The sequence below is a fragment of the Streptomyces sp. NPDC056161 genome (assembly GCF_042268025.1).
Classification (GTDB): Bacteria; Actinomycetota; Actinomycetes; order Streptomycetales; family Streptomycetaceae; genus Streptomyces.
Genome location: NZ_JBHJUV010000001.1, coordinates 63,766 through 89,897 on the forward strand (window position 1 = coordinate 63,766; position 26,132 = coordinate 89,897).

The 26,132-nt window shown below is 68.2% G+C and carries 24 protein-coding genes; 18 read left to right on the top strand and 6 right to left on the bottom strand.

Annotation, left to right across the window (positions count from 1 at the left end; translation table 11 throughout):
• The first annotated feature begins 2 nt into the window (after positions 1-2).
• Positions 3-419 (top strand): hypothetical protein, encoded by a 417-nt coding sequence (locus tag ACFC09_RS00320; protein ID WP_376522161.1) that lies wholly within the window; start codon positions 3-5, stop codon positions 417-419.
• Between the two features lie 603 nt (positions 420-1,022).
• On the top strand, positions 1,023-1,928 hold the full coding sequence (locus ACFC09_RS00325; protein ID WP_376522164.1) for a hypothetical protein: 906 nt from the start codon (positions 1,023-1,025) through the stop codon (positions 1,926-1,928).
• A gap of 181 nt (positions 1,929-2,109) precedes the next feature.
• On the opposite strand, the gene ACFC09_RS00330 is transcribed toward ACFC09_RS00325, so the two are convergent.
• Positions 2,110-3,168, bottom strand: a complete 1,059-nt coding sequence (locus ACFC09_RS00330) for a PrsW family intramembrane metalloprotease (protein WP_376522166.1) — start codon at positions 3,166-3,168, stop codon at positions 2,110-2,112.
• A gap of 378 nt (positions 3,169-3,546) precedes the next feature.
• Here ACFC09_RS00330 and ACFC09_RS00335 point away from each other — a divergent pair, with 378 nt between their 5' ends.
• From ACFC09_RS00335 to ACFC09_RS00370, 8 genes are all read left to right on the top strand, one after another.
• Positions 3,547-4,671, top strand: a complete 1,125-nt coding sequence (locus ACFC09_RS00335) for an alpha/beta hydrolase family protein (RefSeq protein WP_376522168.1) — start codon at positions 3,547-3,549, stop codon at positions 4,669-4,671.
• Between the two features lie 361 nt (positions 4,672-5,032).
• Positions 5,033-5,896, top strand: coding sequence for a M20/M25/M40 family metallo-hydrolase (locus tag ACFC09_RS00340; RefSeq protein WP_376522171.1), 864 nt, complete (start codon positions 5,033-5,035; stop codon positions 5,894-5,896).
• Between the two features lie 34 nt (positions 5,897-5,930).
• Entirely contained in the window at positions 5,931-7,370 is a 1,440-nt protein-coding gene (locus tag ACFC09_RS00345) for a M1 family metallopeptidase (protein WP_376522174.1), read from the top strand.
• A gap of 176 nt (positions 7,371-7,546) precedes the next feature.
• Positions 7,547-8,125: a glycerol-3-phosphate responsive antiterminator gene (locus tag ACFC09_RS00350; protein ID WP_376522177.1), complete on the top strand. Its 579-nt coding sequence runs from the start codon at positions 7,547-7,549 to the stop codon at positions 8,123-8,125.
• A gap of 245 nt (positions 8,126-8,370) precedes the next feature.
• Complete coding sequence (locus ACFC09_RS00355) at positions 8,371-9,666, top strand: nitrate/nitrite transporter (RefSeq protein WP_376522179.1); 1,296 nt, start codon at positions 8,371-8,373, stop codon at positions 9,664-9,666.
• 42 nt (positions 9,667-9,708) lie between these two features.
• A complete protein-coding gene (locus ACFC09_RS00360) occupies positions 9,709-10,485 on the top strand; it encodes an SDR family NAD(P)-dependent oxidoreductase (RefSeq protein ID WP_376522182.1) in 777 nt (258 codons plus the stop codon).
• A gap of 105 nt (positions 10,486-10,590) precedes the next feature.
• On the top strand, positions 10,591-12,054 hold the full coding sequence (locus ACFC09_RS00365; protein WP_376522184.1) for an FAD-binding oxidoreductase: 1,464 nt from the start codon (positions 10,591-10,593) through the stop codon (positions 12,052-12,054).
• A 93-nt stretch (positions 12,055-12,147) separates the two neighbouring features.
• Complete coding sequence (locus ACFC09_RS00370) at positions 12,148-13,587, top strand: FGGY-family carbohydrate kinase (RefSeq protein ID WP_376522186.1); 1,440 nt, start codon at positions 12,148-12,150, stop codon at positions 13,585-13,587.
• Between the two features lie 56 nt (positions 13,588-13,643).
• Here ACFC09_RS00370 and ACFC09_RS00375 read toward each other — a convergent pair whose 3' ends face one another.
• Positions 13,644-14,153: a GNAT family N-acetyltransferase gene (locus ACFC09_RS00375; RefSeq protein ID WP_376522189.1), complete on the bottom strand. Its 510-nt coding sequence runs from the start codon at positions 14,151-14,153 to the stop codon at positions 13,644-13,646.
• Between the two features lie 414 nt (positions 14,154-14,567).
• Here ACFC09_RS00375 and ACFC09_RS00380 point away from each other — a divergent pair, with 414 nt between their 5' ends.
• The 3 genes from ACFC09_RS00380 (at position 14,568) to ACFC09_RS00390 (ending at position 17,306) form a co-directional block, all read left to right on the top strand.
• On the top strand, positions 14,568-15,767 hold the full coding sequence (locus tag ACFC09_RS00380) for an NAD(P)/FAD-dependent oxidoreductase (RefSeq protein WP_376522191.1): 1,200 nt from the start codon (positions 14,568-14,570) through the stop codon (positions 15,765-15,767).
• Entirely contained in the window at positions 15,764-16,654 is an 891-nt protein-coding gene (locus ACFC09_RS00385; protein WP_376522192.1) for an RNA polymerase sigma-70 factor, read from the top strand. Before ACFC09_RS00380 ends, ACFC09_RS00385 begins: the two co-directional genes overlap by 4 nt.
• 463 nt (positions 16,655-17,117) lie before the next feature.
• Entirely contained in the window at positions 17,118-17,306 is a 189-nt protein-coding gene (locus ACFC09_RS00390) for a hypothetical protein (protein WP_376522195.1), read from the top strand.
• Positions 17,307-17,401: 95 nt separating this feature from the next.
• Here the strand turns inward: ACFC09_RS00390 and ACFC09_RS00395 are convergent, their stop codons facing one another.
• The 3 genes from ACFC09_RS00395 to ACFC09_RS00405 form a co-directional block, all read right to left on the bottom strand.
• The gene (locus ACFC09_RS00395; RefSeq protein WP_376522197.1) at positions 17,402-17,932 is read right to left on the bottom strand and encodes a DUF302 domain-containing protein; all 531 of its coding nucleotides are present in this window, start codon (positions 17,930-17,932) and stop codon (positions 17,402-17,404) included.
• Positions 17,933-18,356: 424 nt separating this feature from the next.
• Positions 18,357-19,397, bottom strand: coding sequence for an adenosine deaminase (locus ACFC09_RS00400; RefSeq protein WP_376522198.1), 1,041 nt, complete (start codon positions 19,395-19,397; stop codon positions 18,357-18,359).
• A complete protein-coding gene (locus ACFC09_RS00405; RefSeq protein ID WP_376522201.1) occupies positions 19,381-20,337 on the bottom strand; it encodes a nucleoside hydrolase in 957 nt (318 codons plus the stop codon). The genes ACFC09_RS00400 and ACFC09_RS00405 overlap by 17 nt, the downstream gene beginning before the upstream one ends.
• A gap of 171 nt (positions 20,338-20,508) precedes the next feature.
• On the opposite strand from ACFC09_RS00405, the gene ACFC09_RS00410 reads away from it, so the two are divergent.
• A complete protein-coding gene (locus ACFC09_RS00410; RefSeq protein ID WP_376522203.1) occupies positions 20,509-21,546 on the top strand; it encodes a PfkB family carbohydrate kinase in 1,038 nt (345 codons plus the stop codon).
• A 150-nt stretch (positions 21,547-21,696) separates the two neighbouring features.
• On the opposite strand, the gene ACFC09_RS00415 is transcribed toward ACFC09_RS00410, so the two are convergent.
• Positions 21,697-21,873, bottom strand: a complete 177-nt coding sequence (locus ACFC09_RS00415) for a hypothetical protein (RefSeq protein WP_376522205.1) — start codon at positions 21,871-21,873, stop codon at positions 21,697-21,699.
• Between the two features lie 12 nt (positions 21,874-21,885).
• Here ACFC09_RS00415 and ACFC09_RS00420 point away from each other — a divergent pair, with 12 nt between their 5' ends.
• The 4 genes from ACFC09_RS00420 to ACFC09_RS00435 all read left to right on the top strand — a co-directional run bounded on the left by ACFC09_RS00420 (position 21,886) and on the right by ACFC09_RS00435 (position 26,037).
• Positions 21,886-22,779, top strand: a complete 894-nt coding sequence (locus tag ACFC09_RS00420; protein ID WP_376522207.1) for a nucleoside phosphorylase — start codon at positions 21,886-21,888, stop codon at positions 22,777-22,779.
• Positions 22,780-22,905: 126 nt separating this feature from the next.
• On the top strand, positions 22,906-24,261 hold the full coding sequence (locus ACFC09_RS00425; protein WP_376522210.1) for an ABC transporter substrate-binding protein: 1,356 nt from the start codon (positions 22,906-22,908) through the stop codon (positions 24,259-24,261).
• A gap of 13 nt (positions 24,262-24,274) precedes the next feature.
• Positions 24,275-25,201, top strand: a complete 927-nt coding sequence (locus tag ACFC09_RS00430; protein ID WP_376522213.1) for a carbohydrate ABC transporter permease — start codon at positions 24,275-24,277, stop codon at positions 25,199-25,201.
• Positions 25,198-26,037 (top strand): carbohydrate ABC transporter permease, encoded by an 840-nt coding sequence (locus ACFC09_RS00435; protein ID WP_376522216.1) that lies wholly within the window; start codon positions 25,198-25,200, stop codon positions 26,035-26,037. Before ACFC09_RS00430 ends, ACFC09_RS00435 begins: the two co-directional genes overlap by 4 nt.
• Positions 26,038-26,132: the final 95 nt, after the last annotated feature.

The window sequence follows — 26,132 nt, forward strand, 5'->3', positions numbered from 1 at the left end:
GAGTGGAGGCGGAACTGACGGCGCTGGCCGTGTCCGGGGCGACGACCCTGGTGCAGCTGATGGCGGGCGACGCGTGGGCCACGGCCAGGGATCGGGTGCGGGCGCTGTTCGGGGGTGACCGGGCCGGTCGGACGCAGACGGCGGACGCGGAGCTGGAAGAGGCCCGCGCCGCGGTTGTTGTGGCCGCGAACAACGACGACCGGGCGGCCCTCGCCGAGATCGAGTCCCGATGGCAGGCGCGGCTGCTGCTCCTGCTCCGCGAGGACCCCGCGGCGCAGGCCGAGCTGCGTGCCCTGCTGACGGCGGCAGAACACCGCTCGGAGCAGGGCACCACCGTGCACAACACCGTCAGTGGAGGCGACATCCGCGGTCCCGTGATCCAGGCCGGCACCATCGAGGGCGACCTCCACTTCGGCTGACGCGCCCCGCCGCCGTCCTCGCCGACGCGACGAGTCCCGGCCCTCAGGACGGGCCCCCGCGCCCACTCCGGCGCCTCCCCGTCGGCCCCGACCGGTCCACGCCCGGCAGGGCCGCGTCCGGGACCGGGCCCGCGTGACACACGGACGCCGGCTTTGGGGGCGCGGGCGGCCGAGGGGTCACGGATACCGTGGTCAGCCCGCCGACGGGTACGCCGGAGCAGGAACCAGCGCGGGAAAGGGCAGGCGTGGTTGGCGTGTGCGGCAGGCATGTCCGCGACCTCGTGCTCCAGCCGGCCGGGGATGCGTTCGAAGTCCTCGTACCCTCGGCATCCCGGGCGAGGTCACCGAATTCCTCCGCGCAGCTGAGCCGGAGGCCGCGCTCGACCGTGGCCGTGGCCGTGCTGTGCGGCCAGGGCTACACCCTGCGCGTCAGCCGACGGTCCGCCTACGGAGGAGGCCGTCTGCTTGCCCCGGTCGTTGACGAAGGTGTTCACGGATCGCGTGGTCTGCGAGTGGAGGATGGTTGTGATGTCTGAAGGTCAGGCTATGGACGATGACCGTTGGGCCAGGTGGCCCGAGCCGTGGGTAGGCACGGATTGCGACATGCGTACGGTCGTGAGCGCGATCCCGCGAGGGGTCAAGGACGGGTTTGAGTACGGCGAGATCCCTTGGCAACGGTTTCCGCACTTCTACGGCTCTGGCGAGGAGATACCCGGACTCCTCGCAACGCTTGCCTCCAAAGACGCCGAGGCCGCCGGCCGGGCTTTGTGGCAGCTGTGGACAGATCTTCACCATCAGGGCAGCACGATCGCGGTGGGAGCACTGACGGTGCCGTTCCTGCTCCGGATCGCGGCTACCGGATCCCCGGGGCTCCGGGCGGAAACCCTTTGCCTGGTCGCCTCGATCGGACGATGTCAGCACCATGGGGACGGATCGCGGGAATGCCTTCTCGCGGTCTCCGAGGATCCACTGCTGATGGAGGGCACCACAGAATGCCCGGTGGACTGGACGATTCAGGCCGCACGCGACGCCATCACGAGCGACCTGCATCTCCTGTTCCCTCTTCTCCTCGACCCCGATCCCGCCGTCCGCTCCGCGACCGCCTTCGTCATGGCGGAGGCGACCGGCGACATTCCACACGTCTCCTCAGCCCTGCACCGCGGGCTGGCAACGGAAGACGATCCGGTGGTCCAGGTGAGCTTGATCCTGGCGATCGCCCAAGTCGCCCGCGAACACCACGATGAACATGCTCACGCGTGGGCCCGGCACCTGTGGTCAGATCCCGGCCGACCGCCGCAGATCCGCATCGGCGCCGCCCTTGCCTGGCTGTGCCTGGCCGACGACCCCGTCCCCGACGAACTCCGCACCCTTCTCACCGACCCCAGCACCAGTCAACACAACGACCTGCTTCAGCGGGTGCCATGGCTTTCGCCGGTCGACTCCCACAACGGACTGCGCCGCTGCCTCCACGACATGCTCACGCCGCATATTCCCTGGACCAGCGCTTGACGGCCCTCAACGCCAGGCGGCTGCACAGCGTATGCGGGTCCAAGAGCCCGACCGACCACGCACGTGACTACCGAACACCCTCGCCGAGGGACTGACCGTACAGATCGTCTCCGCGCTGCGAGGGGACCGGCACAACGAGCCCACTCACGTTTCGCTACCGTCCAAGGTGAAACAGAGCCGCTCATTTGGCAGAGCCCTGCGAGGCTGCGATCGCCCCCAGCATGTCCGACCTCGCTGCTGCCACCGTCCGCACTTGTTCGTCCAGCGCGTCCCGGTGTCCGCCGGCTTGCGCACGGGTCGCCCGGATACTGAGCCCACTCGCCTCTGCTTGGTAACGTGTGGTGGCCTGGGCCGCGCTGCGACCCGAGTGGCGTAGCACGGCTCTCCTCCAGCGGCGGCGTTGACCGAGGTTGGAGAGGGGCGTCACCTCACCGGGGTCGATATGGCCGTCGCGCGCCAGCGCGGGCAGGGAGGCGGCCACCATTTTCCCCGCCCTCCTGCGGAGCACGAGTGCCAGGACCAGCGTCGTGAGGAACACAGGCACCAGGACAGCTCCGTAGACCTTGTAGATCAGGAACGGATCGCTGCTGGCGAGACCGGCCCAGTCCCACGCACCGTGCAGTGCGATGGCGGCGAGCAGGGCGCCCAGGGCAAGGCCCACGCGCGCAGATCGGCCGCGCTCTCGAACGACTGCAACGATGCCTGAGGCGGACACGATGACCATGAGCGGGTGGAAGAACGGAAGCATCACCATCCGCAGGAGGACCGTTGCGGCGAGTTGTCCCGCTGCATGTGCATCGGATACGTCTGTTGCGAAGGCAGTCATGGCTTTCCCGAGGTACAGGGTGTTCTCCGTGAAAGCGAATCCGGTGCCGACGAGACCTGCGTAGACGATTCCGTCGAGCAGTCCAGTGATCCACCTGGCCTGATAGATCACCAACCACAGCAAGAAGAGGCTTTTGAGGACTTCTTCGGCGACCGGGGTGATCACGAGTGGGCGGAACCAGTGACCGAAATCGGTGCTCACTGCGGTGTCGGCAAGGTATTGCAGTGCTTCTTCCGACCAAATCGCGGCGAAGGCAGCCAACGACGCACCCCACACGAATGCGGAAAGCAGTCGCTCTGAACGCTCGCGCTTCCAGCGGCCCAGCCACAGGAAGGCGCCGGCGACGGGGACGGCGGCGAGAGCGGATACGACGAGGCCGGCCAGCACCCCCGCCACTCCGATCTGACCGCCCACCCAGACGATGGAGCCGATCCATGAGGCACCTGCCACCAGGGGCCACAGGCTCCGCGGCCGGGTTCGTCGCCTGTGACTCATCGATGTTCGCATCACGTTCCTTCTCGGCGTCCGCCTCCCGCGGTTCGCGGTGGCGCCTGGATGAAACACCGTGCCGTCGCGGCATGCTCAAGCCGAGGTGGTCCTGAGCAGAGAGGGAGCGATCACACGTGCCGCTCGGCAGTACCTCGGTGCCGGCGGCGTCGGGCTCTGCCGCGTAGGCGTCGAGGTACCTACGTCGTGGCCCCTCATGATTTTGGTCCCAACCGGTAGGGCGCTTGCGTCGTCTCAAGGGTGCGGTGAAGGAACAGCCGACCCGTTTGAGACAGGAGAGTCATGATGAAGCAACGAGCACTGACGCCCGCGGCCCTGGTCGCCGCCCTGCTGCTCGGAACAGCCCTGACCGGCGCCAACGGGGCACAACCCATGAGTGGCACGACTGGTTCGAGAGACGTCGGCAGCCTCGCCCTCGTCGGCCAGGCTACCGAGCAGCGGACCGTGACCGCCGCTTACGATCTGGGGGACACCGCGTTCACCGACCCCGAAACGGGCACGGTCAGTGAAGTACGCGCGGTGGTGCGCTATCCGGCGCGGGTAAGCGGACGACTGCCCCTGGTGGTGGTCTCCCACGGTTCCTGGTACGCCTGTACTGAACAGGACGCCACGGCGTGGCCCTGCGACAAGGGCACGTCCTATCCGAGCTACCAGGGCTACGACTACCTGGCCAAGAGTCTCGCCGAGCGTGGTTTCGTCGTCGTCTCGCTCAGCGCGAACGGCATCAACATGGCGTCGTTCGACTACGGAGACCGCGCACGGCTGATCAACGAACACTTGCTCTTGTGGCGGCAACTCGCCGACGGCCGTGGGGCTCTCGCCAAGCGGCTCCCCTCGCTCCGCGGACACCTGGACATGCAGCGCGTCGGAACGATCGGGCACTCCCGGGGCGGCAAGGCCGTGATGTGGCAGGCGTCGGACAAGCACAGGGGGGAAGTGCCGGCCGGGGTCCGCGTCGGCGCCGTCCTGGCGCTGGCGCCGGTGAAATTCGACGACCCGGACGGAGACAACAGCGACACACTTGTCACGCGTACTCCCGTCGCCGTGGTGACCTCCGGCTGTGACGGCGCCGTCGGGGAGGCGGGGCAGAAGTATCTTGACGACGCCCAGGGGCGCACCGCGCAGCCCGCGTACTCGGTCTCGCTGCGCGACGCGAACCACAACTTCTTCAACACCCAGTGGACCCCGCCCGCTTCCCTGGGCGAGGACGACAGCACCTGTCCTGACCACGCGCTGGCCCCCAAGGTCCAGCAGAACGCGCTGACCGCGTACGCCACCGCGTTCTTCGAGGTACATCTCAAGGGTGACACCGCCGGTACAGGACTGCTCACCGGAGTGCGCGCATTGCCCGGGGTCGCCTCAACGACCCGGGTGGTCGAACCGGTGACCAAACACCAGCTTGATCATTAGCGTGTGCGGCAGGGCCGTAAGGCGGTAACTGCCGCCAGGCCCCGCAGAGTTCGCGCGCTACCACTCCTGGCGCCAGCCCCGGTGCGCCACCGAGCCGCGTTCGATGCTTTGCGATCTCTTTACAGCCGACTTCGCCCCACTCCCGTCTCTCCGTCCGGGCTCGCGAACACCGCGACCGCCCGTCCCTGATCCCGCGCGTCCGGGCATCAGGGCGCACCCTTCATCACCACCACCAGAGAGGCCCGCACCGATGCACCCGGCCCACACCGCAGGTCGCCGCACGGCCGACCTCGGCACCTTTCACCCCCACGCATCCGGCCCGCGAGCGTCCCGGCTCGGCACATGGACCCGCCTGCGCGCCGTGACCGCGGTCCTCAGCCTGTGCACCGTTCTCGTGGGGGTCCCCTTGGGCATCCCCGCCGCGGCTGAACCGCACACGGACCCCACCCCGCCCGTCGTCACCGCGGACCAGGTCATGCCGCACCTGACCGCACTTCAGCGGATCGCGGACCGCGACGGAGGCAACCGCGCCCACGGCACCCAGGGCTATCGCGACTCGGTCGCCTATGTGAAGACCGCGCTGGACACGGCCGGTTTCCGCACCACTCTGCATCGCTTCACGCACGACGGCAGCGCCGGTTACAACCTCGTCGCGGACTGGCCCGGCGGCGACGCACGGCACATCGTGTTCGCCGGGGCGCATCTCGACAGCGTGGAGACCGGCCCCGGCATCAACGACAACGGCTCCGGCTCGGCTGCCCTGCTCGCCACCGCACTTGAGGTGGCCAAGGCAGGCATGACGCCCCAGCGCCATCTACGGTTCGCCTGGTGGGGTGCCGAGGAGGCGGGCATGGTGGGGTCCGCCGCCTATGTGCGGGACCTGCCCGCCGCCGAACGCGACCGGATCGACGTCTACTTGAACATGGACATGGCCGGCACCAAGGGCAACCGGACGTGGCTCGTCGTCGAGGACGACCCCGCGGCCGCAAAGGCGTTCAACGACTATTTCGCGGCCCGGAACCTGCCCACGTTCGGGATCGGGATCGGCGGCAGCGACCACGTGTCGTTCGGTGACGCCGGCATCCCCGTAGGGGGATTCGCCACAGGACTCGACGCCTGCTACCACGAGGCGTGCGACCGCGTCGAGAACGTGGACCCGACGACCGAGACCACCAGCACCAACGCGTTCATCAACACGGTCTGGCAGCTCGCCGGACGCCACTGACGCCACCCTTCCGACACCTCCGAGGAGGATACGCATGCCCGCCTGCCGGAAACATCACAGCCGCACCACCGCTGTGGTCACGACCCTGGCCGCCAGTGTCGTGCTCACCACCCTGCCCGCCTCCGCCACCTCCGGCGCCGCCGACCCGTACTACCCGGATGACGGGAACTCCGGCTACGACGTCACCCAGTACGACGTGCACGTCACCTACGACCCGGCCCACCCCCGCCACCTGGAGGGCGACACCACGGTAGAGGCTGTCGCGACGCAGGACCTGACCCAGTTCCACCTCGACCTGGAGGGCTTCGAGGTCACCTCCGTCACCGTCGACGGCACCCCGGCCGCCTCCGTCTCCCGCGAGGGGGCGCACGAACTCGTCGTCACCCCCGCCCGGCCGCTCACCAGGAACGCGCACTTCGCCGTACGCGTCCGCTACTCCGGCGAACCCGTCGGCGAGGGCTGGCACACCCTCGCCGACGGCGGCGCGAACGTCTCGGGCGAGCCGCACTCCGCAACGGCCTGGTACCCGGCGGACGACCACCCTTCGGACAAGGCGACCCTCCGGCTCACGGCCACGGTCCCCACCGGCTGGACAGTGGTCGGCAACGGCAGGCCCGGCGCCACAACCACTGACCAGGGCACCACCACGTTCCGCTGGTACGAGGACCGGCCGATGGCCACGTACCTCAGCACCATCGCCATCGACAAGTTCACGGTGCGCACCTCGGCGCTCTCCGACGGCACCCCCGTCATCAACGCCTACAGTCCCGGGGCCACCATCGATCCGAAGAACGAGGCCCTGCTGCCGAAGGTCATCGACTTCCTGGCCTCGAAATTCGGCCCCTACCCGTTCTCCTCGGCCGGGGCGATCGTCATCACCAATGACGACGGCAGCGGCCCGTTCTCGCTGGAGACGCAGAGCCGCCCGACCTACCACTGGGGGTTCTTCGACACCTCCATGGTCCACGAGAACGCCCACCAGTGGTTCGGCAACAACGTGTCGTTCTCCGACTGGCGCGACGGCTGCCTGGCCGAGTGCTTCGCCCAGTACGCCGTCCAGCTGTGGTACGAGAAGGACGGAGACGACCTGGACCAGAACTTCTACCGTTCCATGCTGGAGGAGAGCGCGGCGGACCCCGACTTCTGGAAGACGAAGTTGTATGACCCAGGCCAAGGGCGCGAACTGGACAACGCCCTGTACAGCAAGGGTTCCATGATGCTGCACGCCCTGCGCCGCACGGTCGGCGACGATGCGTTCTTCGGCACCCTCAAGCGCTGGCAACGCGAGCACCGTTACGGCAACGCGTCCTGGCCGCAGTTCGAGGCGCTCATCGAGAAGGTCTCCGGCAAGGACCTCACCGGTTTCTTCGCCGCCTGGGTGCAGGGCACCACCGCCCCGGAGAAGGCGTACCTCTACCCCGGCTCCCTCGGGGCGCTCGACCCGGCCGACGGAACGCCGGGTTCGCCGAGGTAAATGAGCCAGCGGGGCCTGCGGAGGCTGCGTCTGCTTCAAGGACGAGGGCAGGCTGCACCCGCCGGCCGCCCGAAGGACACCTCGCGCACTCCGCGTGCACCGTCCGCCGAGACCCGCCGTAGGCTGTGCGGAACAACCTGTTCCGCACAGCCTCGCGCCGTTCCCGGAGGTCCCCTTTGGCTCCTTTGGACACCCCGTCCCTGCCCGCGCTCCTGGAGGAGCACCCGGTCGTCGCCAGCGTCAAGGACGAGGCGGACCTCCAGGCCGTGCTGCGCGCGGACTGCAAGATCGTCTTCCTGCTGTACGGCACCGTCCTCGACCTGCCGGCGGTTGTGCGCAGGCTGAAGGACGCGGGGCGGATCGTCCTGGTCAATGTCGATCTGCTGGAGGGGTTCGCAGGCAAGGAGATCGTCGTCCGCTACATCAAGGAGCGCACCGACGCCGACGGCATCCTCAGCTCCAAGGCGTTCATGGTGCGCGCCGCCCGCGAGCTGGGGCTTTTCGCGGTGCACCGGTTCTTCCTGATCGACTCGATGTCGTACCGGAACCTGGCCCCGCAGGTCAGGCAGTCGAAAGCGGACTGCGTCGAGATCCTGCCGGGCTGCATGCCCCGGGTGATCTCCTGGGTGGTCGCCGACATCGACGTACCACTGATCGCCGGGGGCCTGGTCTGCGACCGCGACGACGTGTTCGCCGCGCTGAAGGCGGGTGCGAGCGCCATCGCCTCCTCGAACCACGACGTGTGGGCCATGTAAATCCAGTATTGACAGTCGCGCCCTTCCCGGCTTACTTTTGCCGAGCGGTCCGATGGCGGCCCGCACTCGCTCAACAACGACATATTGGCCTGCTGGACATGAGCGCTGCGCTCATATTCCGGGGCAGTTACTAGAGCCCAGAGAACAGTAACCTTCCGAATTTTTGCGGAGGTTTGCTGTTCTTTTTTTGTTTATTAATGTCCGCTTTGTGCGGATCGTCGGCGGCTCCACGAAGAGGTGGCAGGGTGACCAAAATCCAGCGACGGATCAGCTTCCTGGTCCTGTCGATGACCGGGGGAATCATCTTCCAGGTCGTCTACATCCGTTTCCTCTTCCTGGAGCCGACGTACGAGGCGCTCCACCTCACGGCGCAGCAGTACGGCAACATCATCTCGATCGTCGGCGTCGTGGCGATGGTCATGTACTTCGTCGGCGGCTGGTTCGCCGACAAGTTCGACCCCAGGAAGCTGATCGTGATCGCGCTGGCCGGAACCGGTCTCGCGGACCTGTATCTGGCCACCGTGCCGGGTTACCGGGCGATCCTCGCCGTGCACATCGTGATGGCCGTGACGGGCATGGGCCTGTACTGGTCGGCGCTGGTCAAGTCGATCGGCATGCTGGGTGACGCCTCCGAACAGGGCCGCCTGTTCGGCCTCAACGAAGCGGCACGCGGCATCACCTCGACGGTGCTCGGCTTCGTCGGCACCGCACTCGTTTCGGCCGCCGCCGTCGCCTCGAACGGTGTGCTCGGACTGATCCGCGTCTACGGCGTGCTCGCGCTGGTCTTCGCGGTCCTGGTCTGGTTCTTCGTGGCGCAGGACAAGGAGCGACTCGCGCAGCAGGGAAGTTCGGCGATGACGCTGAAGCAGCTGACGGCCGCGGCGAAGAACAAGTACACGTGGCTCATCGGCGGTACGGCGATGATGATGTACTGCTTCTACACCACGCTCGGCTACTTCTCGCCGCTCCTGCAGAACCATTACGGGGTCGCGGCCGGAACCGTCGCCGTGGTCGGTGTCATCCGTACCTACGTCTTCCAGTTCGTGGGCGCCCCGGTCGGCGGCTTCCTCGCCGACAAGGTGACCCGTTCCTCGCCGAAGCTGCTGCGCTACCTCTTCGCCGCCGCGGCCCTGATCGTCCTTGCCTTTCTGGCCCTGCCCGACAGTTCCTCGCTGGCGTGGCTCGCACTGCTGCTGATGTTCGTGCTGACGTTCATGGTCTTCGCAGCCCGCGGTGTGTACTGGGCGACCATCGGCGAGGTCGAGACCCCGGAGAACGAACGCGGCGGCGTGATCGGCCTCGCCTCCGGTGTCGCCTACCTCCCGGACGCCTTCCTGCCCGCGCTGTGCGCCTGGTGGATCGGCGACCCGGCGAACAGAGTGCCGGAGCAGGGCGGCGGTTACCGCGCGATGTTCGCCTTCCTCGCCGTCATGGCGGTGATCGGCCTGGTGCTCGCCACGCTCACCATTCGCGCCTGGGAGCGGGAACTGAAGGTCCGCGAGCCCGCCGCCGACACCGTGCTCGAGCCGGTCGCCTCCTGACCCCGCTGCCACGTCGTACACACAAGGAAAGAGTCAACTCCCATGGACATCACCGAGTTCAACCGCGACTTCTTCTCCCTCGACGGGAAGAACGCCATCGTCACCGGCGGGAACACCGGCCTCGGCCAGGCATTCGCGCTGGCCCTCGCCAAGGCGGGCGCCGATGTCTTCGTGCCGTCCATCGCCGACGACGACGGCACGACCCGCAAGCTCATCGAGGGCGAGGGCGTGCGCTACGAGTTCCTCCGGACCGACCTGACCGAGCCCGGTGCGGCCAGGCACGTCATCGACACCTGTGTGGAGCGTCTCGGCTCGCTCGACATCCTCGTGAACTCCGCCGGCATGAGTATCAACCGCGAGGTGCAGGAATTCGGCCGTGAGCAGTGGGACCCGATGGTGGCCCTCAACCTCACCGCCGCGTTCGAACTGGGCCGCGAGGCGATCCGCCACCTGATCCCGCAGCGCTCCGGCAAGATCATCAACATCGCGTCGATGTTCTCCTTCCTCGGTGGCCAGTGGTCCCCGGCCTACGCCGCCACCAAGCACGGCATCGCCGGTTTCACCAAGGCGTACTGCGACGAGCTGGCCCAGTACAACATCCAGGTCAACGCGATCGCGCCCGGCTACTTCGCCACGAGGATCACCGAGCAGACGCGGGCCGACCCCGAGACCAACCAGCGCGTCCTGGACCACATCCCGGCGGGCCGCTGGGGCGACGTAGCCGATCTGATGGGCACGACGGTCTTCCTCGCGTCCCGGGCATCGGAATACGTCAACGGCCACGTTCTCCCGGTCGACGGAGGCTATCTGGTCCGCTGACACCGAAGCCCGCAACACCACCCCACCCGACCGCACACACAGCACACGGCACCACACTGCACCACACGGCACCACACGGCACCACACCGAGGCAGAGGTATTCCCATGGCCAAGTCGCTCTCGAAGCTCACCGGACAGGACATCGTCGACCAGCTGAAGGGACTCGTCGCCGGTGACCAGATCGTCGTCGACGAGCAGCAGCTCAAGGAGGCGAGCGTCGACCGCTTCAAGAAGTACCAGTCGGTCCACGGCATCTTCGACGGCCCGATCCCGGTCGCGATCGTCAACGCCCGCTCCACCCAGGACGTACAGAAGGTCCTCGCCTTCGCCAACGACCACAGGATCAACGTCGTCGCCCGCACCGGCCGCACCGGCACCGAGGGCGGCCTGGAGACCGCGGTCGAGGACACCATCGTGCTCGACGGCTCCGGCATCAACGAGATCATCAGGATCGACACCGAGAACATGCAGGCCACGGTCGGCTGCGGGGTCCAGCTCCAGGTCCTTGAGGACGAGCTGCGCAAGCAGGGACTGACGACGGGGCACTCGCCGCAGTCCAAGCCGCTCGCCCAGTACGGTGGCCTGGTCTCCACCCGCTCGATCGGCCAGTTCTCCACCCTCTACGGAGCCATCGAGGACATGGTCGTCGGCCTGGAGGCGGTCTTCGCCGACGGTTCGGTCACCCGTATCAAGAACGTCCCGCGCCGCTCGGCCGGTCCGGACATCCGACACGTCGTCATCGGCAACGAGGGTGCCCTCTGCTACATCACCGAGGTCACCGTCAAGATCTTCAAGTACATGCCGGAGAACAACGAGTTCCACGGCTTCCTCGTCGACGACATGGCCACCGGCATCTCGGTGATCCGCGAGGTCGTCACCGACGGCTTCAAGCCGTCCGTGGTCCGGGTGTACTCGCCGGAGGACGCCCGCCAGCACTTCGCCGACTTCTACGACGACAAGGTCGTCGTCGTCTTCGTCGCCGAGGGCCCCAAGGGAATCGTCAAGGCGACGTCCGAGGAGATCAGGCGCGTCGTCGACCAGTACCCGCACGTCAAGGTCGACCCGAAGCGCATCGAGAGCTGGTTCGACCATCTCAACTGGGGCCAGGACAAGATCGAGGCCGAGAAGCAGGTCATGCTCGCCCAGGCCGAGCTGGGCTACACCACCGAGGTCTCGGTCGACTGGTCGCGCACGGTCGAGATGTACGACAACGTCATGGGCCGGATCCGCAACGAGTACCCGCACGCCGCGGACCTGACGTTGCTAGGCGCCCACTCCTCGCATTCGTACCAGACAGGAACGAACCTGTACTTCGTCTACGACTACAAGATCGACTGCGAGCCCCGCGAGGAGATCCACAAGTACCACATCCCGCTCAACGCGATCATCGTCGAGGAGGCCCTGAAGGTCGGCGGCTCGATCGTCCACCACCACGGCATCGGCAAGTACCGCGCCCCGTGGGCCGCCGAGGAGCACGGCAGCGCGTACCCGATCCTGACCAAGCTCAAGGAGACCTTCGACCCCAACGGGATCATGAACAGGGGCACGATCTTCCCGATCGAGGCTTGATCCCTCCCCGTAAGTCCGCGCGGCCGGTCGGCCCTGGGTGGCCGACCGCGCACGCACCCCCCTTCTTCGTCTCGCGAGTTCTCCGGAGTGGGCATGACCAACACCCGTCCCCGCTACTTCATCGGCATCGACAACGGCTCCCAGTCGTCGAAGGTGACCGTGTTCGACGCCCGAGGCCGGGCCGTGGCCGAGGGGCGGGCCGAGCTGCGCCCGTACGACACTCCGCGCCCCGGCGTGGTGGAGCATCCCGACGACGACCTGTGGACGTCGATCGGCGAGGCGAGCCGCGCCGCGATGGCCGCCTTCGACGGGGACGTGGCGGACATCGCGGGCGTGGGCCTGTGCACGATCCGCTTCTGCCGAGCCGTCCTCAAGGCCGACGGCACCCTCGCCCAGCCGGTGATGAGCTGGATGGACGACCGGGTCGGCATGCCGTACGCGCCGACCGACCCGGAGGCCGCGTACGTCACGACCTCCTCCGGCTACATAAGCCACCGCATGACCGGCAACTTCCGTGACACGGCGGCCAATTACGCGGGCATGTGGCCGCTCGACCCGAGGAGCATGCGCTGGACGGACGACGAGGCGGCGTACGCGAAGTGCGGCATCCCACGCTCGATGCTCTTCGATCTCGTGCAGCCCGGCGACCTCCTCGGCCCGATGACGGAGGCGGCGTCCGCGCACACCGGCATCCCGGCGGGTGTCCCCGTCATGGCGACCGCCAATGACAAGGCCGTCGAGGCCCTGGGATGCGGCCTGCGCACCCCCGACACCCTGCTCGTCTCGCTCGGCACGTACGTCGCCGGCATGGCCGTCGGACCGCGTCACATCGCCGGCGCATCCGGCTTCTGGACCAATTACGCCTCCGAACCGCACTCCTACCTCTACGAGTCGGGCGGTGTGCGGCGCGGCATGTGGACGGTCAGCTGGTACCGGGACCTGCTCGGTGCGGAGGCGTCCGGGCAGGCCCGGCAACTCGGCCTGTCCGCTGAGGACTACCTCAACGCCCGAGCGGGCGAGGTGCCGCCGGGCTCCGACGGCCTGATGACGGTGCTCGACTGGCTCGCCCCCGACGAGGCGCCGTTCCGCAAGGGCAGCATGCTCGGCTTCGACGGGCGCCACGGCCGCTTCCACATCTATCGCTCGATCCTCGAATCGCTCGCCATGACCATCCACGACACCGCGACGCGGATGTCGGCGGAACTGGGCACCGAGTACCAGGAGGTCATCGTCTCCGGCGGTGGCTCGCGCTCGGACCTGATGATGCAGATCCACGCGGACGTGCACGGCGTTCCGGCCCGGCGAGCGGATGCCCCGAGCGCGGCCGGACTGGGCTCGGCGATCTGCGCGGCCGTGGGCGTGGGCGCGTACGCCGACTTCGACGGGGCCGTCGCGGCCATGGTCCGCCCCGGCGAGATCTTCCTGCCGAGCCGGGCCCACCACCGTCTCTACCAGTGCCTGGAGCAGGTGCACCGTGATGTGCGCGGCCACACCGATGCCCTCTACCGGCGCACCTACGACATCTTCGGCTGAGTCGGTCCGGGCCGTGCCGGGGCTCGGTGGCGCCACCCCGGCACGGCGCGCTCCGACTAGATGCCGAACGGTGCGGCGTAGCGGACCGTGCCGCTGGGCAGCGGGTGGCCGGCGTCGAGGGTGAGGGCCATCATGGCCTCGTCCGGGACGTCGATGCTGAGTCCGATGCCGTACTCGGAAGCGCGAGTGAAGCCGAACCGCGGGTAGTACGCCGGGTGTCCGAGGACGGTGACGAAGTGCTCGCCCAGTTCCTTGGCAGCCTGCAACGAGGCGCGGACTGCCGCGGAGCCGGCGCCGGTCTTCTGGTACTCGGGCCGGACGGCGACGGGCCCCAGGCACAGGGCCGGGGTGTCGTCGATGTGGCAGCGGGTCAGCAGCGCGTGGCCGACGAGCTTGCCGCCGTGGTCGGTGGCGACGATGGACAGTCCCTTGATCCAGGAGGGGTCGGCGCGCAGGGCGTCGATGAGGTCGGCCTCCAACGGGGTGTCGAACGCGGCGAGGCTGATGTCGCGAATGGTGGGGATGTCGGCGCTGGTCTCGGCGCGCGTGATCCAGTTGATGCTCACGATGGACGGGGATCCGTTTCATGGTTGGTTCGTATCGGTGTTGCCTCGCGCGCTCACGCTCCCAGCGAGGCGAATCCAGATGAGGTCAGGCCGCGGCCCGGGACGTGAGGGCGGTCCGGGCAGAGCACATGGCAGTGGCCTTGAGCGCGGTCATCAACCTCACCTCCCGACTTTCCCGATCCGGATCGAACACGAACGCCAGGCAGGGTATCATCCCGCCCGATGCGGCCGCTCACACCCCAGTGCGTCACGTCGGCTTCAAACGGGGAAGGGGCCCATTACCGCAACGGCATCGGGAAGCTCCTCGGCGGTGGCGGTCCCGAACCCGATGGAACCGTCCATCGCGACGGCCGGCGACCTCGCTTCCACGTTCGCGTCATGTCACGTCCGGGTGGTCCGCGGTGTCTTGAGGGCATGACTCAACACAGCGAATCCAACAAGGTCGTGGTCATCGGCGGTGGTTACGCCGGGACGGTCGCGGCCAACCGCCTGCGCGTGCGTGCCGGCGTCGACATCACACTGGTCAATCCCCGCCCGACGTTCGTCGATCGCATCCGGCTGCACCAGTTCGTGGCCGGCACCGGTGACGCCACACTGGACTACGGCACGCTGCTCGGTGCGGGCATCCAGTTGGCGGTCGACAGCGCCACACGCATCGACACCGCCACCCGCACGGTACGGCTGGCGTCGGGCCGCGCGCTGGACTACGACTACGTCATCTACGCGGTCGGCAGCACCGGAACGACACCGTCGTCGGTGCCCGGAGCGGCCGAATTCGCCGTCCCCATCGCGGAATTCGAACCCGCCCGGCGGCTGCGCGGCAGGCTGGCCGAGTTGCCTCCCGATGCCCCGGTCACCGTGGTCGGCGGCGGGTTGACCGGCATCGAGACGGCCGCCGAACTGGCCGAGCAGGGACGCACGGTCACCCTGGTGTGCGGCGGAACCCTGGCGCCGTCACTGAGTGCGCCGGGTCGTCGGTCCGTCGCGAAGTGGCTGTCCGGGCACGGTGTCGCCGTACAGGAGGCCGACGTGGTGACCGAGGTCCGGCCGGATGCGGTCGTCCTTGCCGACGGTACCGGTGCGGATGCGGTGCGGCCGAGCGCACTGACCGTATGGACGGCCGGTTTCGGCGTGCCGGGGTTGGCGGCCGAAAGTGGGCTGCGCACCGACGCGCTCGGCCGGCTGCTCACCGACGAGACGCTGACCAGCGTCGACGACGACCGTGTCGTCGCTGCGGGCGATGCCGCCGCGCCGTCGGGCCGGCCGCTGCGGATGAGCTGCTACGCGGCTGGGCCGCTCGGGGCGCAGGCCGCCGACACCGTGCTGAGTCACCTCGCGGGCACCGAACCGGCGGGGGTCGGCCTGGCCTTCTCGGGGTCGTGCGTCAGCCTCGGCCGACGCGCCGCGGTCCGGCAGCTCGCCCGTAAGGACGACACCGTGGTGAACGTGTACATCGGCGGCCGAGCGGGCGCGCGGATCAAGGAAATGTCCTGCAAGGTCGCGGTGTGGAAGATCCGCCGCGAGGCCCGCAAGCCGGGTTCCTTGATCTGGCCCAAGGGTGCCCCGCGCCCCGAGCAGCAGACCCCCGCTGCGCAGGAGATCACCTCCCCGTGACCGCCGACGAGCACGCCGAGCGATTCACCCGGTTGCGGCCGCTGCTGTTCACGATCGTCTACGAGATACTCGGCTCGGCGACCGAATCCGACGACGTCTTGCAGGACAGCTACCTACGGTGGGCAGCCGTCGACCTCGCGAGGGTGCGGGACACCAAGTCGTACCTGGCCCAACTGGTGACCCGTCAGGCACTCAACGCACTGCGGGCGAGCGCGCGCCGCCGCGAGGACTACATCGGTCCGTGGCTGCCCGAACCGCTGCTGCTCGACGAGCACGACCCGTCTGCCGATGTGGTGCTCGCCGAATCCGTGTCGATGGCGATGCTCGTGCTGCTCGAAACACTCACACCCGATGAGCGAGCGGTGTTCGTGTTGCGCGAGGTGTTCGGCTTCGACTACGACGACATCGCTGCGGCGGTGGACAAGTCCGTGGTGACGGTGCGCCAGGTGGCGCACCGCGCCCGGGAGCACGTACGGGCCCGGCGCAGGCGCTTCGGGCCCGTCGACACTGCGAGGAACGCGCGGATCACCGAGCAGTTCATGACCGCGGCGGCCACCGGTGACCTGGAGGGCCTGCTCTCGCTGCTCGCTCCGGACGCCATCTGGACCGCCGACAGCGGCGGCAGGACCCGCGCGGCGCGCCGGCCGGTGGTGGGCGCGGAGAAGGTGGCCGCGGTCCTCATGAAGATCTTCCCCATAGGACGGCCGGACCTGCGGATCGAGGTGGTCAACTGCAACAACACACCCGCGATGGTGGTCCACAGCGGCGAAGGCCCGCAGGGCGTCTTCCTGGTCGAGATCACCGACGGGAAGATCACCGGCATCTACGCCGTCCGCAACCCTGACAAGCTCGTCGCGGTGGCGGTTCCGCGTCAGATCAGCCGGTGAGGAAAGAAGACGGTACGGCGTCTTCGTCGAGGTGTTTCCCCACCGCGGAAGTGCGGTCGGGGAGCCGAGACCACCGGGGGGCCTTATACGTTCCCTTCGCACCGGTCGCCCCCTTCGCACCGGTCGACGCCCGGAGCGGCGCCTGAGCCAGGCCGACGTAGGCGGGCGTAGGCGGGCACCCCACAGACGCGGTGTGGGGTGCCCAGCAGGGCGGGAGAACACACCGGTCCGCCTGCCACGGGCACGCCGGCCAGAAGCTGCCCAGCCGGACATATGGGGCTAGCGTGGAGGGAGAGGGGCATCGAACGGATGCCTGATACCGGTCGCTGGAACGGAATGGAAGATGACCGTGCGAACAGGCAGGACAGCGCCTGAGACCGCGCCCACCGGGTCGCCGGTTGCGGCGACCGGACCCCGCGCGGCAGCCGACCGTGTCGTCTCGGAAAACTCGGTGACTGTCCGCATGGGTGACATGCGACTCGAACTGCCGCCGCCGGACCAGCTTGTCTTCCTCGCCGGTCTCGGCGTTCTCACCGCGGTGGAACTCATCGAATGGCCGGTCGCGCTCGCCATAGCCGTCGGGCACGAACTGGCCCGCAGCCACCACGGCAAGGCGCTGCGTGAGTTCGGGGAGGCCCTGGAGGCAGCGTGAGACGGCCGCCCCCGGTGCGCTGCTCACGCCCTCTGGCGGCTCAGCCGTAGGCTGCCGGCCGACCGCCGGACGGGAGGCGGGACGACTTTCGACTCTCAACCGGCGCGAAGCTCAGGGGGTACGGGGGCTCCGAGAGCTGCCAGGAGTGCGGCGAGCTTCGAGTCGAGTTCCCGGCCCACTGCGGCGATCTCCGGATCGTCGTAGCTGCTGAATCGGGAACTCGGCTGATCGACCTGCAAGGTCACGACACCGGAGGCGTCCTGGCAGATGACCGTACGCAAGGGCGCGCTCAGCATGACGGCGGGATTGTGGTGGAACATGCGCTGCGCGATCGTGTGGTTGCCCATCAGGTACGTGACGCAGGGCCACTCGTCGCCTGCGAGGCTCATGACGGGTGTGACTGCGCTGCGCCAATAGATCATGAAGCCGTGCGGGGCGTTCTCCCCGGCCTGGGCGATCACCGTCTCCCACGGAGCCTTCCGCCGGACGAACTCGGCGACCGCGGAGCAGTCCAGCACCGGTACGAGTTGCTCGTACCTGGTGACTGCGTCGTCGAAGGAGCCGGGCAGCGGCACGACCAGTCGCACGTTCGTGTGGGCGATGGCGGCAGTGGCAACCTTGGTCATGGTGATCCATACCTTTCTCATCGGGTTCGTCCCAGTCACTCGCAGGCTCGGTGCGCCCACAGGACACCGCCGCCGCGCGCCTCGGGCCGGCAGTTCTTCGACGCATACCTGTCTCATGCCCCGCCGGCCCCCGGTGGCCGGGCAATCGAACCTTCGATCGCGGTCATGCGGTTCTCCTCGGCGCGTTCGTGGCCGTCCGGGCAACTATGCCCCGCATGTCACGAGCCGCGATCGAGCGACACCGACGGCAGGCGATCGACAAAGCCGCCCAGTCGATCCGCGGCAAACGTGTCGGCCGGGCCGGCGTCCCCCAGGCACGGAGTCCGTGTCCGACCTGGTCGGCGATGCCGGTGCCCTCGCCGGTGTCAACGCCACACGTCGTGTGCGCGCCGCAGGGGCGCGCGACGGCGACGGGCAGCCCTCCTCACCGGGCGCCCCGCAGGTCGGCGGGGGCGTGCGCGGCCAGTTGGTCGAGCAGATCACGCTTGCGGGCCTCGGAGGCGAAGGACGCGGCGATCGAGTTCGCGGCGAGGAGGTCCAGTGCGGCCCGGTCCAGCCGGAGGGTGTCCGCGCACGCTCGCAGGTTGTCGTCGAGGTAGCCGCCGAAGTACGCGGGATCGTCGGAGTTCACACACACGGCCAGGCCCGCGTCCAGCATCCGCCGCAGGGGGTGGTCGGCGAGCCTGTCCACCACCCGCAGACAGACGTTGGACAGCGGGCACACCGTGAGCGGGATCCGCTCGGCGGCCAGCCGGGCGACCAGCGCCGGGTCCTCCAGGCAGCGCACACCGTGATCGATGCGTTCGGCGCCCAGCAGGTCCAGTGCCTGCCATATGTACTCGGGCGGACCCTCCTCCCCCGCATGGGCCACCCGCCGCAGTCCCGCCTCCCCGGCCGCGGCGAAGACCTCCCGGAAGTCGGCGGGCGGGTGGCCCGCCTCGGCGGAGCTGAGGCCGAGCCCCAGCAGCGGTACGCCGGTGGCGAGGCTGGTGTCCAGCATGTCCATGGCGTCGGCCGGCGGCTGGTCCCGCAGTGCGCACACGATGATGCCGCCGGTCATGTGCAGCTCGGCGGCGGCTCGCCGCATGGCCGCGTGCACGCCGTGCAGCACGGTCCCGGTCGCGATCCCGCGCGCGGTGTGCGCCTGCGGGTCCACGAAGACCTCCGCGTGCCGCACCCCCGCCGCATGCGCCCGGAGCAGATATCGCCGGGTCATGTCCTCGAAATCCGCCTGTGTCACGAGCGTGCTCATGTTGGCGAAGTACAGATCGAGGAAGGACTGGAGGCCGGTGAACCGGTAGCGCTCGGCGAGGTCGTCCACCCCGGCATACGGCAGCACGATCCCGTTGCGCCCGGCCAGTTCGAAGATGGCCGCGGGCTCCAGCGTGCCCTCCAGATGGAGGTGCAGTTCCGCGAGCGGCGCCGGAAGGGGTACGGACGTGTCAAGCTCAGCTGTGGTCGGCACAGAACACTCCGGTCACGAGGTCCAGGAAGCGGTCGAAGTCCAGCCCGCAGACGGCCTGGATGACGGGCAGATCGGTACGCCCGTGGTGGGCCCGGCGCTCCACGACCGTCATGCCGCGGGTCAGCTCACCGCGCCGCTCGACGTCGCAGCGCAGTTCGACGGTCTCCACCAGCGTCGGGTCGATCACCGCGGCCACCGCGGCACTGTCGATCAGGGAGCAGTACGACTGGTAGCCGCGCCCCTGGACGTACTCCACGATCCGCAGGGCGAGGTCGGCCTCGGGGGTGTGCGCGGCGGCCAACCGTTCAAGGTCGTGCGGGCGGAAGTTGATCCGTGGGTGGGTGGCGATGTCGAGTCCGACCGCCGTGAGGTTGAACCCGGCGTTGAACACCCGGTGTGCCGCCTCGGGGTCGACGAAGACGTTCCACTCGCTGACCGCGTTGTCCCCGGTGGCCTGGGACCAGGCGTACGGGGTGAGACCGTAGGACCCGCCGATGACGACGAGTTCGCTCACTTTCTCCGGCAGCCGGGGGTCGATCTCCAGGGCGAGGGCGAGGTTCGTCAGCGGGGCGAGGGCGGCGACGGAGATGTCGCCGGCGTGGGCGTCGACCGTCTCGGCGATCAGCTGCGGGGCCGGACGAGGGTCCAACTGCCGTGCCGAGGCGGGGAAGTGGGATTCGGCCAGCCCGTCGCTGCCGTGCGAGAAGGGGTCGACGGGGTAGTCGCCGTCCAGCGGCAGCAGCGGGCCCTGGGCGACCGGGATGTCGTCACGGCCGAGCAGGTCGAGCACCCGCAGCGCGTTCGCGGCGGTCCGGTCCGAGGGCAGGTTGCCGGTCGCCGCCGTGACCGCGAGGGTCCGCACGGCGCGCGACCGGAGGGCGAGGACGATCGCGAGGGCGTCGTCCATGCCGGGGTCGGTGTCGATCAGCAGATTCTTCATATGTGCCTGTCTGCAGCGGCGGCGGGGCACCCGTGGCGCTCCGGTCGCAGGGGAAGGGTTCGCCCCGGGACGTGGCGCCGGAACGGTCGGCCCCGGAAGCGTGAAAGGTATGGTAAGCATGACAACATGAAGAATCAACGGGTGCCGTCATAGGCACGGGAGGAGGCTGCCGTGTCCGGACGCCACGAAACGCCGGGCCCCGTCGCGTTGTTCTCCCACGTCGTGACCGACGAGGTGTACGCACCCGACGGCGGGCTGCGTGCCCGGACCGTCGGCGGAGCGGGCGCCTATGCCGCCGTGGGGGCGAGCCTGGTCGCACCGTCCCAGCGCCCACTGATCGTCTCGGGCGTGGGAACCGCCGACCGGCCGCGGCTGCGCGACTGGTTCCGTGCGCGCCGGATCGATCCCGGCGGCCTGTTCGACGTGGGCGAGCACAGCCCGGTCACCCGAGTCCGCTACCGGGCGGACGGGGAACGCGTCGAGGAATCCCTGTACGGTCACGCCCACTTCGCCGCGCACACCCCGTACCCCAGCCGCATGCCCCCGCGGCCGGAGCAACTGGCGGGCGCGTATCTGTTCCACGGCGCAGACACTCATGGCACAGACACCCACGCCACAGACACCCACGGCGCAGTCACCCACGGCACGGACACTCATGGCCCAGACACCCATGGCCTCGGCGCCGATGACGTCGCCGCGCGTTTCTGGCGCGAAGTGCCCGGCCTGCGCGCCCGCTGCGCCGGCCCGGTGCTGTGGGAGATCGCCGCCGACTCCTGCTCTCCGGGGCACCTGCCCCGCGTACTGGAGTTGGCCGGGCTGGTCGACGTCCTGTCGCTCAACATCGCCGAAGCCACCGCCCTCACGGGTCACCGCGACCCTCTCGACGCCCTGGACCGGCTCCCGCGCACCCGAACAGTGACCGTACTGCGCTGCGGCGCGGCCGGTTCACTGGTCCAGGACGGCCGCAGACGTGTGCGCGTCGGCGTGGCCCCGGGGGCCGTGGCCGACCCCACCGGCGGGGGCAACGCCTACTCGGGCGCCTTCCTCACCGCCTTCGCCGCCACCGGTGACATCGTGTCGGCGGCACGGCTCGCGGCGAGTGCCGCGGCCCGTGTCATCGGGCAGTACGGCGCTCCACCCGTCGGCGAGGAGATCCGCGCCGAGGTCCGCGACGGGGCGACGAAGGTGTTCACGGCCGAGCCCACATGACGGCGAAAGCGCTCGTCGAACCCGCATGACGGCCGGGTTGCCCGCGGCCGAACCCACCTGCCCCGGGGCCCTCCCCACGCGGACGCCCTTCGCTCCAGGCGCCTTCCTCTCTCCCCCACCCTTCACTTTCGCCCCTGTCTCCACCATTCTTCACTTATCAGCCTCCCCACCCCTTTCCTTCCTCACTTCCACCCCTTCTTCCCCGTCCTTCGCTTCCGCCCTTCCCGCACCTCCTTTCCGCACCCGCTCTCCATACCCCCTCTCCACGCCCCTCTCCACGCCCCTCACCACGCCCCTCACCACGCCCCTCACCTCCGACTTCTTCACCCAGGAGCGCACATGCCCGACTCCGGCTGGGATCCCACCGGCATCTATGACAGCTACCGCTTCGCCGACAACCTGCCCAGGCGCGGACTCCTGGTGGACGGCCGCCCCGCCCTGTCCGGCATCGATCCCGAACGCGTGGCCCGCTATGTCCTGATCACCGTGCGCGACCCGCTCTGCGCCTACGACGAGGATCCGGCCGAGCAGATCGCCCGGCGACTCGACACCCCGGAGCGGATCGGCCGGTCGGGCATGTTCACGACCTACTCGGGACAGTACGAGGGAGTCCCGGTCACGGTGGTCTCGGGCGGCAGCGGCTCACCCGAGGCAGAGCTGATCATGCACGAGCTGCTGGAGTTCACCGCCGCCGACACCTTCGTCCGGGTCGGCGGATCGGGCGGCATCCACCCCCGGGTACGGCCCGGTGACCTGGTCGTCTCGACCGGCGTCGTACGCGATGAGGGCATGACACGTGCCTACATACCGGCCTCGTACCCGGCCGTCGTGCACCACGAGATCGTGCCCGCGATGTCCCGCGCCGCCGAGGAACTCGGCTGCCGCTACCACCAGGGTGTGACCAGATCCAGCGACTCCGATTTCTGCGGTGTCGGCCGGCCGGGCGTGGGCGGCTACTTCCAGCCCTGGCACACCGACATCCTGGAGACCTGGGCCAGGGCCGGTGTGCTCAACGGGGACCGGGAGTCCGCGGCGGTGGTCACCCTCGCCGCGCTGTTCGGCCGACGGGGCGGTTCGGTCTGCTCGGTCGCCGACAACGTCATCGCGGGGCGGGCCTTCGAGGCGGGCGCCGGACACGTGGCAGCCATCGACGTGGCGCTCCGCGGCCTTGTCCACCTCGCCCGTTCCGACGCCGCCAAGGACAGCGGCCAAACGGCTGCCGAGATTCGTTGACACCCCCCACCATTGGTCCTATGGTACTCAAATTAATACCAATGAGGATCGGGTTGGCAGTGCTCATGGCCACCGAGCCGTGGGGAAGTGACGACATCCAGACCTGAAAAACAGGAGAGTTGATCCATGGCCAGATCACGGATAAGGATCATCGGCATCGGCCTCGCGAGCGGAATGATCGCACTGTCGGCCTGTTCCGGGTCCAGCGGCACGGCGAGTGGCCGCCAGACCCTCCAGCTGTGGTTCTGGGGCGCATCGCCGCAGCAGCAGAAGACTCTGAAGTCGGTGCTGGTCGACGCGTTCAACCAGTCGCAGAGCAAGTACACCCTCGAAGTCACCTACAACAACTCGGTCGACAGCAACATCCAGGTGGCGCTGTCGGCGAACAAGGGCCCCGACATCGTCTACGGCTCAGGTCCCTCCTTCTCCGCGGCCTACGCGGCACAGAACAAACTCGCCGACATGACTCCGTACGCGGAGAAGTACGGCTGGAAGGACCGGATCCTCGGGCCGATGTACGAGTCGGGGACCGTCAACGGCAAGCTGTACTCACTGCCCAACTCCCTGGAGAACATCGGCCTCTTCTACAACAAGAAGGTGCTCGACAAGCTGGGCGTCCCGGTGCCGACCACCTTCGACGAACTGACCGCCGACATGGACAAGGCGGCCGCGGCCGGCATGTACCCGTCGGTGACCGGCAACAAGGGGTGGAAGCCGGTCAACCAGAACTACATCTCGCTGTTCCTGACCCATGGGGCCGGAGGCAAGGCTGTCTACGACGCGCTCCAGGGCACCGGCAAGTGGACCGATCCGAAGATCGCCAAGGCGGTCACGGAGTCCGCCGACTTCTACAAGAAGGGCTACCTCGGCGGCAAGGACTACTCGAACCTGAACTTCACCGAGTCCATGCAACTGCTGTCGCAGGGCAAGTCGCCGTTCTTCATCGGCCCCACCCTGGCCTTCCAGTTCGCGAGCGACTACTTCAACGACAGTGCGGGGAACACCTCCGACCTCGGCTTCGTACCCTTCCCCAACGTGGACACCAGCCTGCCGTCCCCGAACTACACGCTCGGCTCCACCGCCTCGCTGTCCATCAACGCCCACTCCAAGAACAAGGACGGGGCGGCCGAGGTGATCGACTACATGATGAGCAACAAGTTCGCCCAGGAGATCAACAAGGACTGGCCCGGGTACTGGGCGGTCCCGCTGAAGAACTTCGATCTCGACCCCAACTCCTACACCGGGTTGTCGAAGACGTTCGTGAAGTCGATCAAGAGCACCATCTCGGGTGTCTCCGCCGGTCACTACGGCTTCTTCGCGGGCACGTTCTTCCCGCCGACCACCGCGACGGACTTCACCGACATCGACAGTGTCTGGCTCGGCACGCAGAGCGCGCCGGACTTCCTCAAGAAGGTCCAGTCCGACTTCGACACCGAGAAGGCCAAGGGACTCGTGCCGCCTGTGCCTGCACCGTCCCAGTGAAAGGGGCATGATCATGACCGCCCCAGCAGCCCTGGCAGCCTCCCGGGACCGGACGAGCGCCTCACCGCATCCCCGCAACCCGATCCACCGTAGGCGCCAGTCCCTGGTCAATCACCTGATGGTGGCACCCGCACTGCTGCTGTCCGTTCTCGTCGTCGTGGTCCCGGGCGTACTGACCGCCGTCTTCGCCTTCACCGACTGGACCGGTATCGGCTACCACGCCAACTTCGTGGGCCTGCAGAACTTCAAGGACATCTTCAAGGACCCGGTCTTCACCACGGCGCTGGGCAACAACATCAAATGGGTCGCCCTCTTCCTCACCCTCCCCGCCGTCATCGGGCTGCTGACCGCGTGGTTGCTGCTGCGCCGACGCCGGACCCGGACCTTCTACCAGGTCGTGTACCTGATGCCGTACGTGCTGGCTCCCGTCGTCAACGCGATGGTGTGGCTGAGCGTCATCTACAACCCCAACGGCGGGGTCACCGGGATCCTCCACCTCAACTCGCCGCTGTCCAGCCTGCACGGGGCGATCTACGCGGCGGCCGGCGTCGACATGTGGCACTACTGGGGTTTTCTGACCGTCGTCTACTTCGGCGCGATGCGGCAGACCCCGGTGGACCAGGTCGAGGCGGCGATCGTCGAGGGCGCCAACTCCTGGCAGGTGTTCAAACATGTCTACCTGCCGAGCATCCGGCCCACTCTGATACTCATGGGCGTGATGACGGTGATCTTCTCCTTCCTCGCCTTCGACTACGTCTTCCTGCTCACTCAGGGCGGCCCGGCGCACGGCAGCGAAGTGATGGGGACCTACGCCTATGCCTTCGCGTTCTCGGCGTTCGAGTTCGGGAAGGCGTCCGCGGTCGGGATCGTGATGAGCTTCTTCGGGCTGATCGCCTCCTGCGTCTACACCTGGATGAGCAGGAGGCAGCTCAGCTCATGAAGACCCACCTCATGAAGGCCCGTTTCAAGGGGGCCGGCGCGCACCTCGTGCTCGTGCTGTTCGCCGCGACCGCGCTGATTCCGCTCCTGCTGGTCCTCGTCAACAGTTTCAAGACCAACGCCGAGGTCACCGCCGACCCCTTCGCCCTGCCGAAGTCCTTCTCCCTGTCGAACTTCAACACGGCCTGGACCTACGGCCATCTCGGCAGTGGCTTCGTGAACAGCATCCTGCTGACCGGGACCGCGGTGGTGGTGGTCCTCGTCTGCTCGACCCTGGCCGGCTACGTGCTGGCGGGGCAGAAGATCAGGATGTGGCCCGCCGTCATGGTCTACCTGACCATGGCCATGACGGTGCCGATCCAGCTGTTCGTCTTCCCGCTGTACGCCGGTGTCGCCCAACTGGGCCTGCTCGACAACGTCTTCGTGGTGGGCGTCGTACTGGCCGCGGTCAACATCCCGTTCGCCACGTTCTTGATGCGCACGTTCTTCCTCAATGTGCCCAAGGAACTGGAAGAGGCAGCCCGGGTAGACGGAGCCGGTGTCTTCCACCTGTTCTGGCGGGTCCTCGTGCCGATCGTACGTCCCGGGCTGATCACGGTCGGGGTCGTCGTGGGCCTCAACGCCTGGAACGACTTCCTCATCTCCTCGACCTTCCTGCACGATCCCGGCCACCAGACGGTGACCTTGGGATTCCTGTCGATGAACGGCACCTTCTCTACGGACCTCGGGGCCATGATGGCCGGCGCCCTCCTGCTCATCCTGCCGGTGCTCTGTGTCTTCGTGGCGCTCCAGCGCTACGTCGTGGACGGCATGGCGAACGGCGCGGTCAAGGGATGAGCAGCGAAACCGGAAGAGGGACCGGAAAGGAAACGAGAAGAGACACCAGAAGAGACACCAGAGGAGGCACCAAGGAGAAAACAGAGGAGAAACCA

Bases quoted from the DNA above. Each gene is read 5' to 3' on its own strand.
- ACFC09_RS00405 (WP_376522201.1), bottom strand. From the start codon at position 20,337: ATGAAGAATCTGCTGATCGACACCGACCCCGGCATGGACGACGCCCTC.
- ACFC09_RS00345 (WP_376522174.1), top strand. From the start codon at position 5,931: ATGCCCGCCTGCCGGAAACATCACAGCCGCACCACCGCTGTGGTCACG.
- ACFC09_RS00335 (WP_376522168.1), top strand. From the start codon at position 3,547: ATGAAGCAACGAGCACTGACGCCCGCGGCCCTGGTCGCCGCCCTGCTG.
- ACFC09_RS00370 (WP_376522186.1), top strand. From the start codon at position 12,148: ATGACCAACACCCGTCCCCGCTACTTCATCGGCATCGACAACGGCTCC.
- ACFC09_RS00360 (WP_376522182.1), top strand. From the start codon at position 9,709: ATGGACATCACCGAGTTCAACCGCGACTTCTTCTCCCTCGACGGGAAG.
- ACFC09_RS00425 (WP_376522210.1), top strand. From the start codon at position 22,906: ATGGCCAGATCACGGATAAGGATCATCGGCATCGGCCTCGCGAGCGGA.
- ACFC09_RS00380 (WP_376522191.1), top strand. From the start codon at position 14,568: ATGACTCAACACAGCGAATCCAACAAGGTCGTGGTCATCGGCGGTGGT.
- ACFC09_RS00365 (WP_376522184.1), top strand. From the start codon at position 10,591: ATGGCCAAGTCGCTCTCGAAGCTCACCGGACAGGACATCGTCGACCAG.
- ACFC09_RS00435 (WP_376522216.1), top strand. From the start codon at position 25,198: ATGAAGACCCACCTCATGAAGGCCCGTTTCAAGGGGGCCGGCGCGCAC.
- ACFC09_RS00390 (WP_376522195.1), top strand. From the start codon at position 17,118: ATGGGTGACATGCGACTCGAACTGCCGCCGCCGGACCAGCTTGTCTTC.
- ACFC09_RS00430 (WP_376522213.1), top strand. From the start codon at position 24,275: ATGACCGCCCCAGCAGCCCTGGCAGCCTCCCGGGACCGGACGAGCGCC.
- ACFC09_RS00395 (WP_376522197.1), bottom strand. From the start codon at position 17,932: ATGACCAAGGTTGCCACTGCCGCCATCGCCCACACGAACGTGCGACTG.
- ACFC09_RS00325 (WP_376522164.1), top strand. From the start codon at position 1,023: ATGCGTACGGTCGTGAGCGCGATCCCGCGAGGGGTCAAGGACGGGTTT.
- ACFC09_RS00420 (WP_376522207.1), top strand. From the start codon at position 21,886: ATGCCCGACTCCGGCTGGGATCCCACCGGCATCTATGACAGCTACCGC.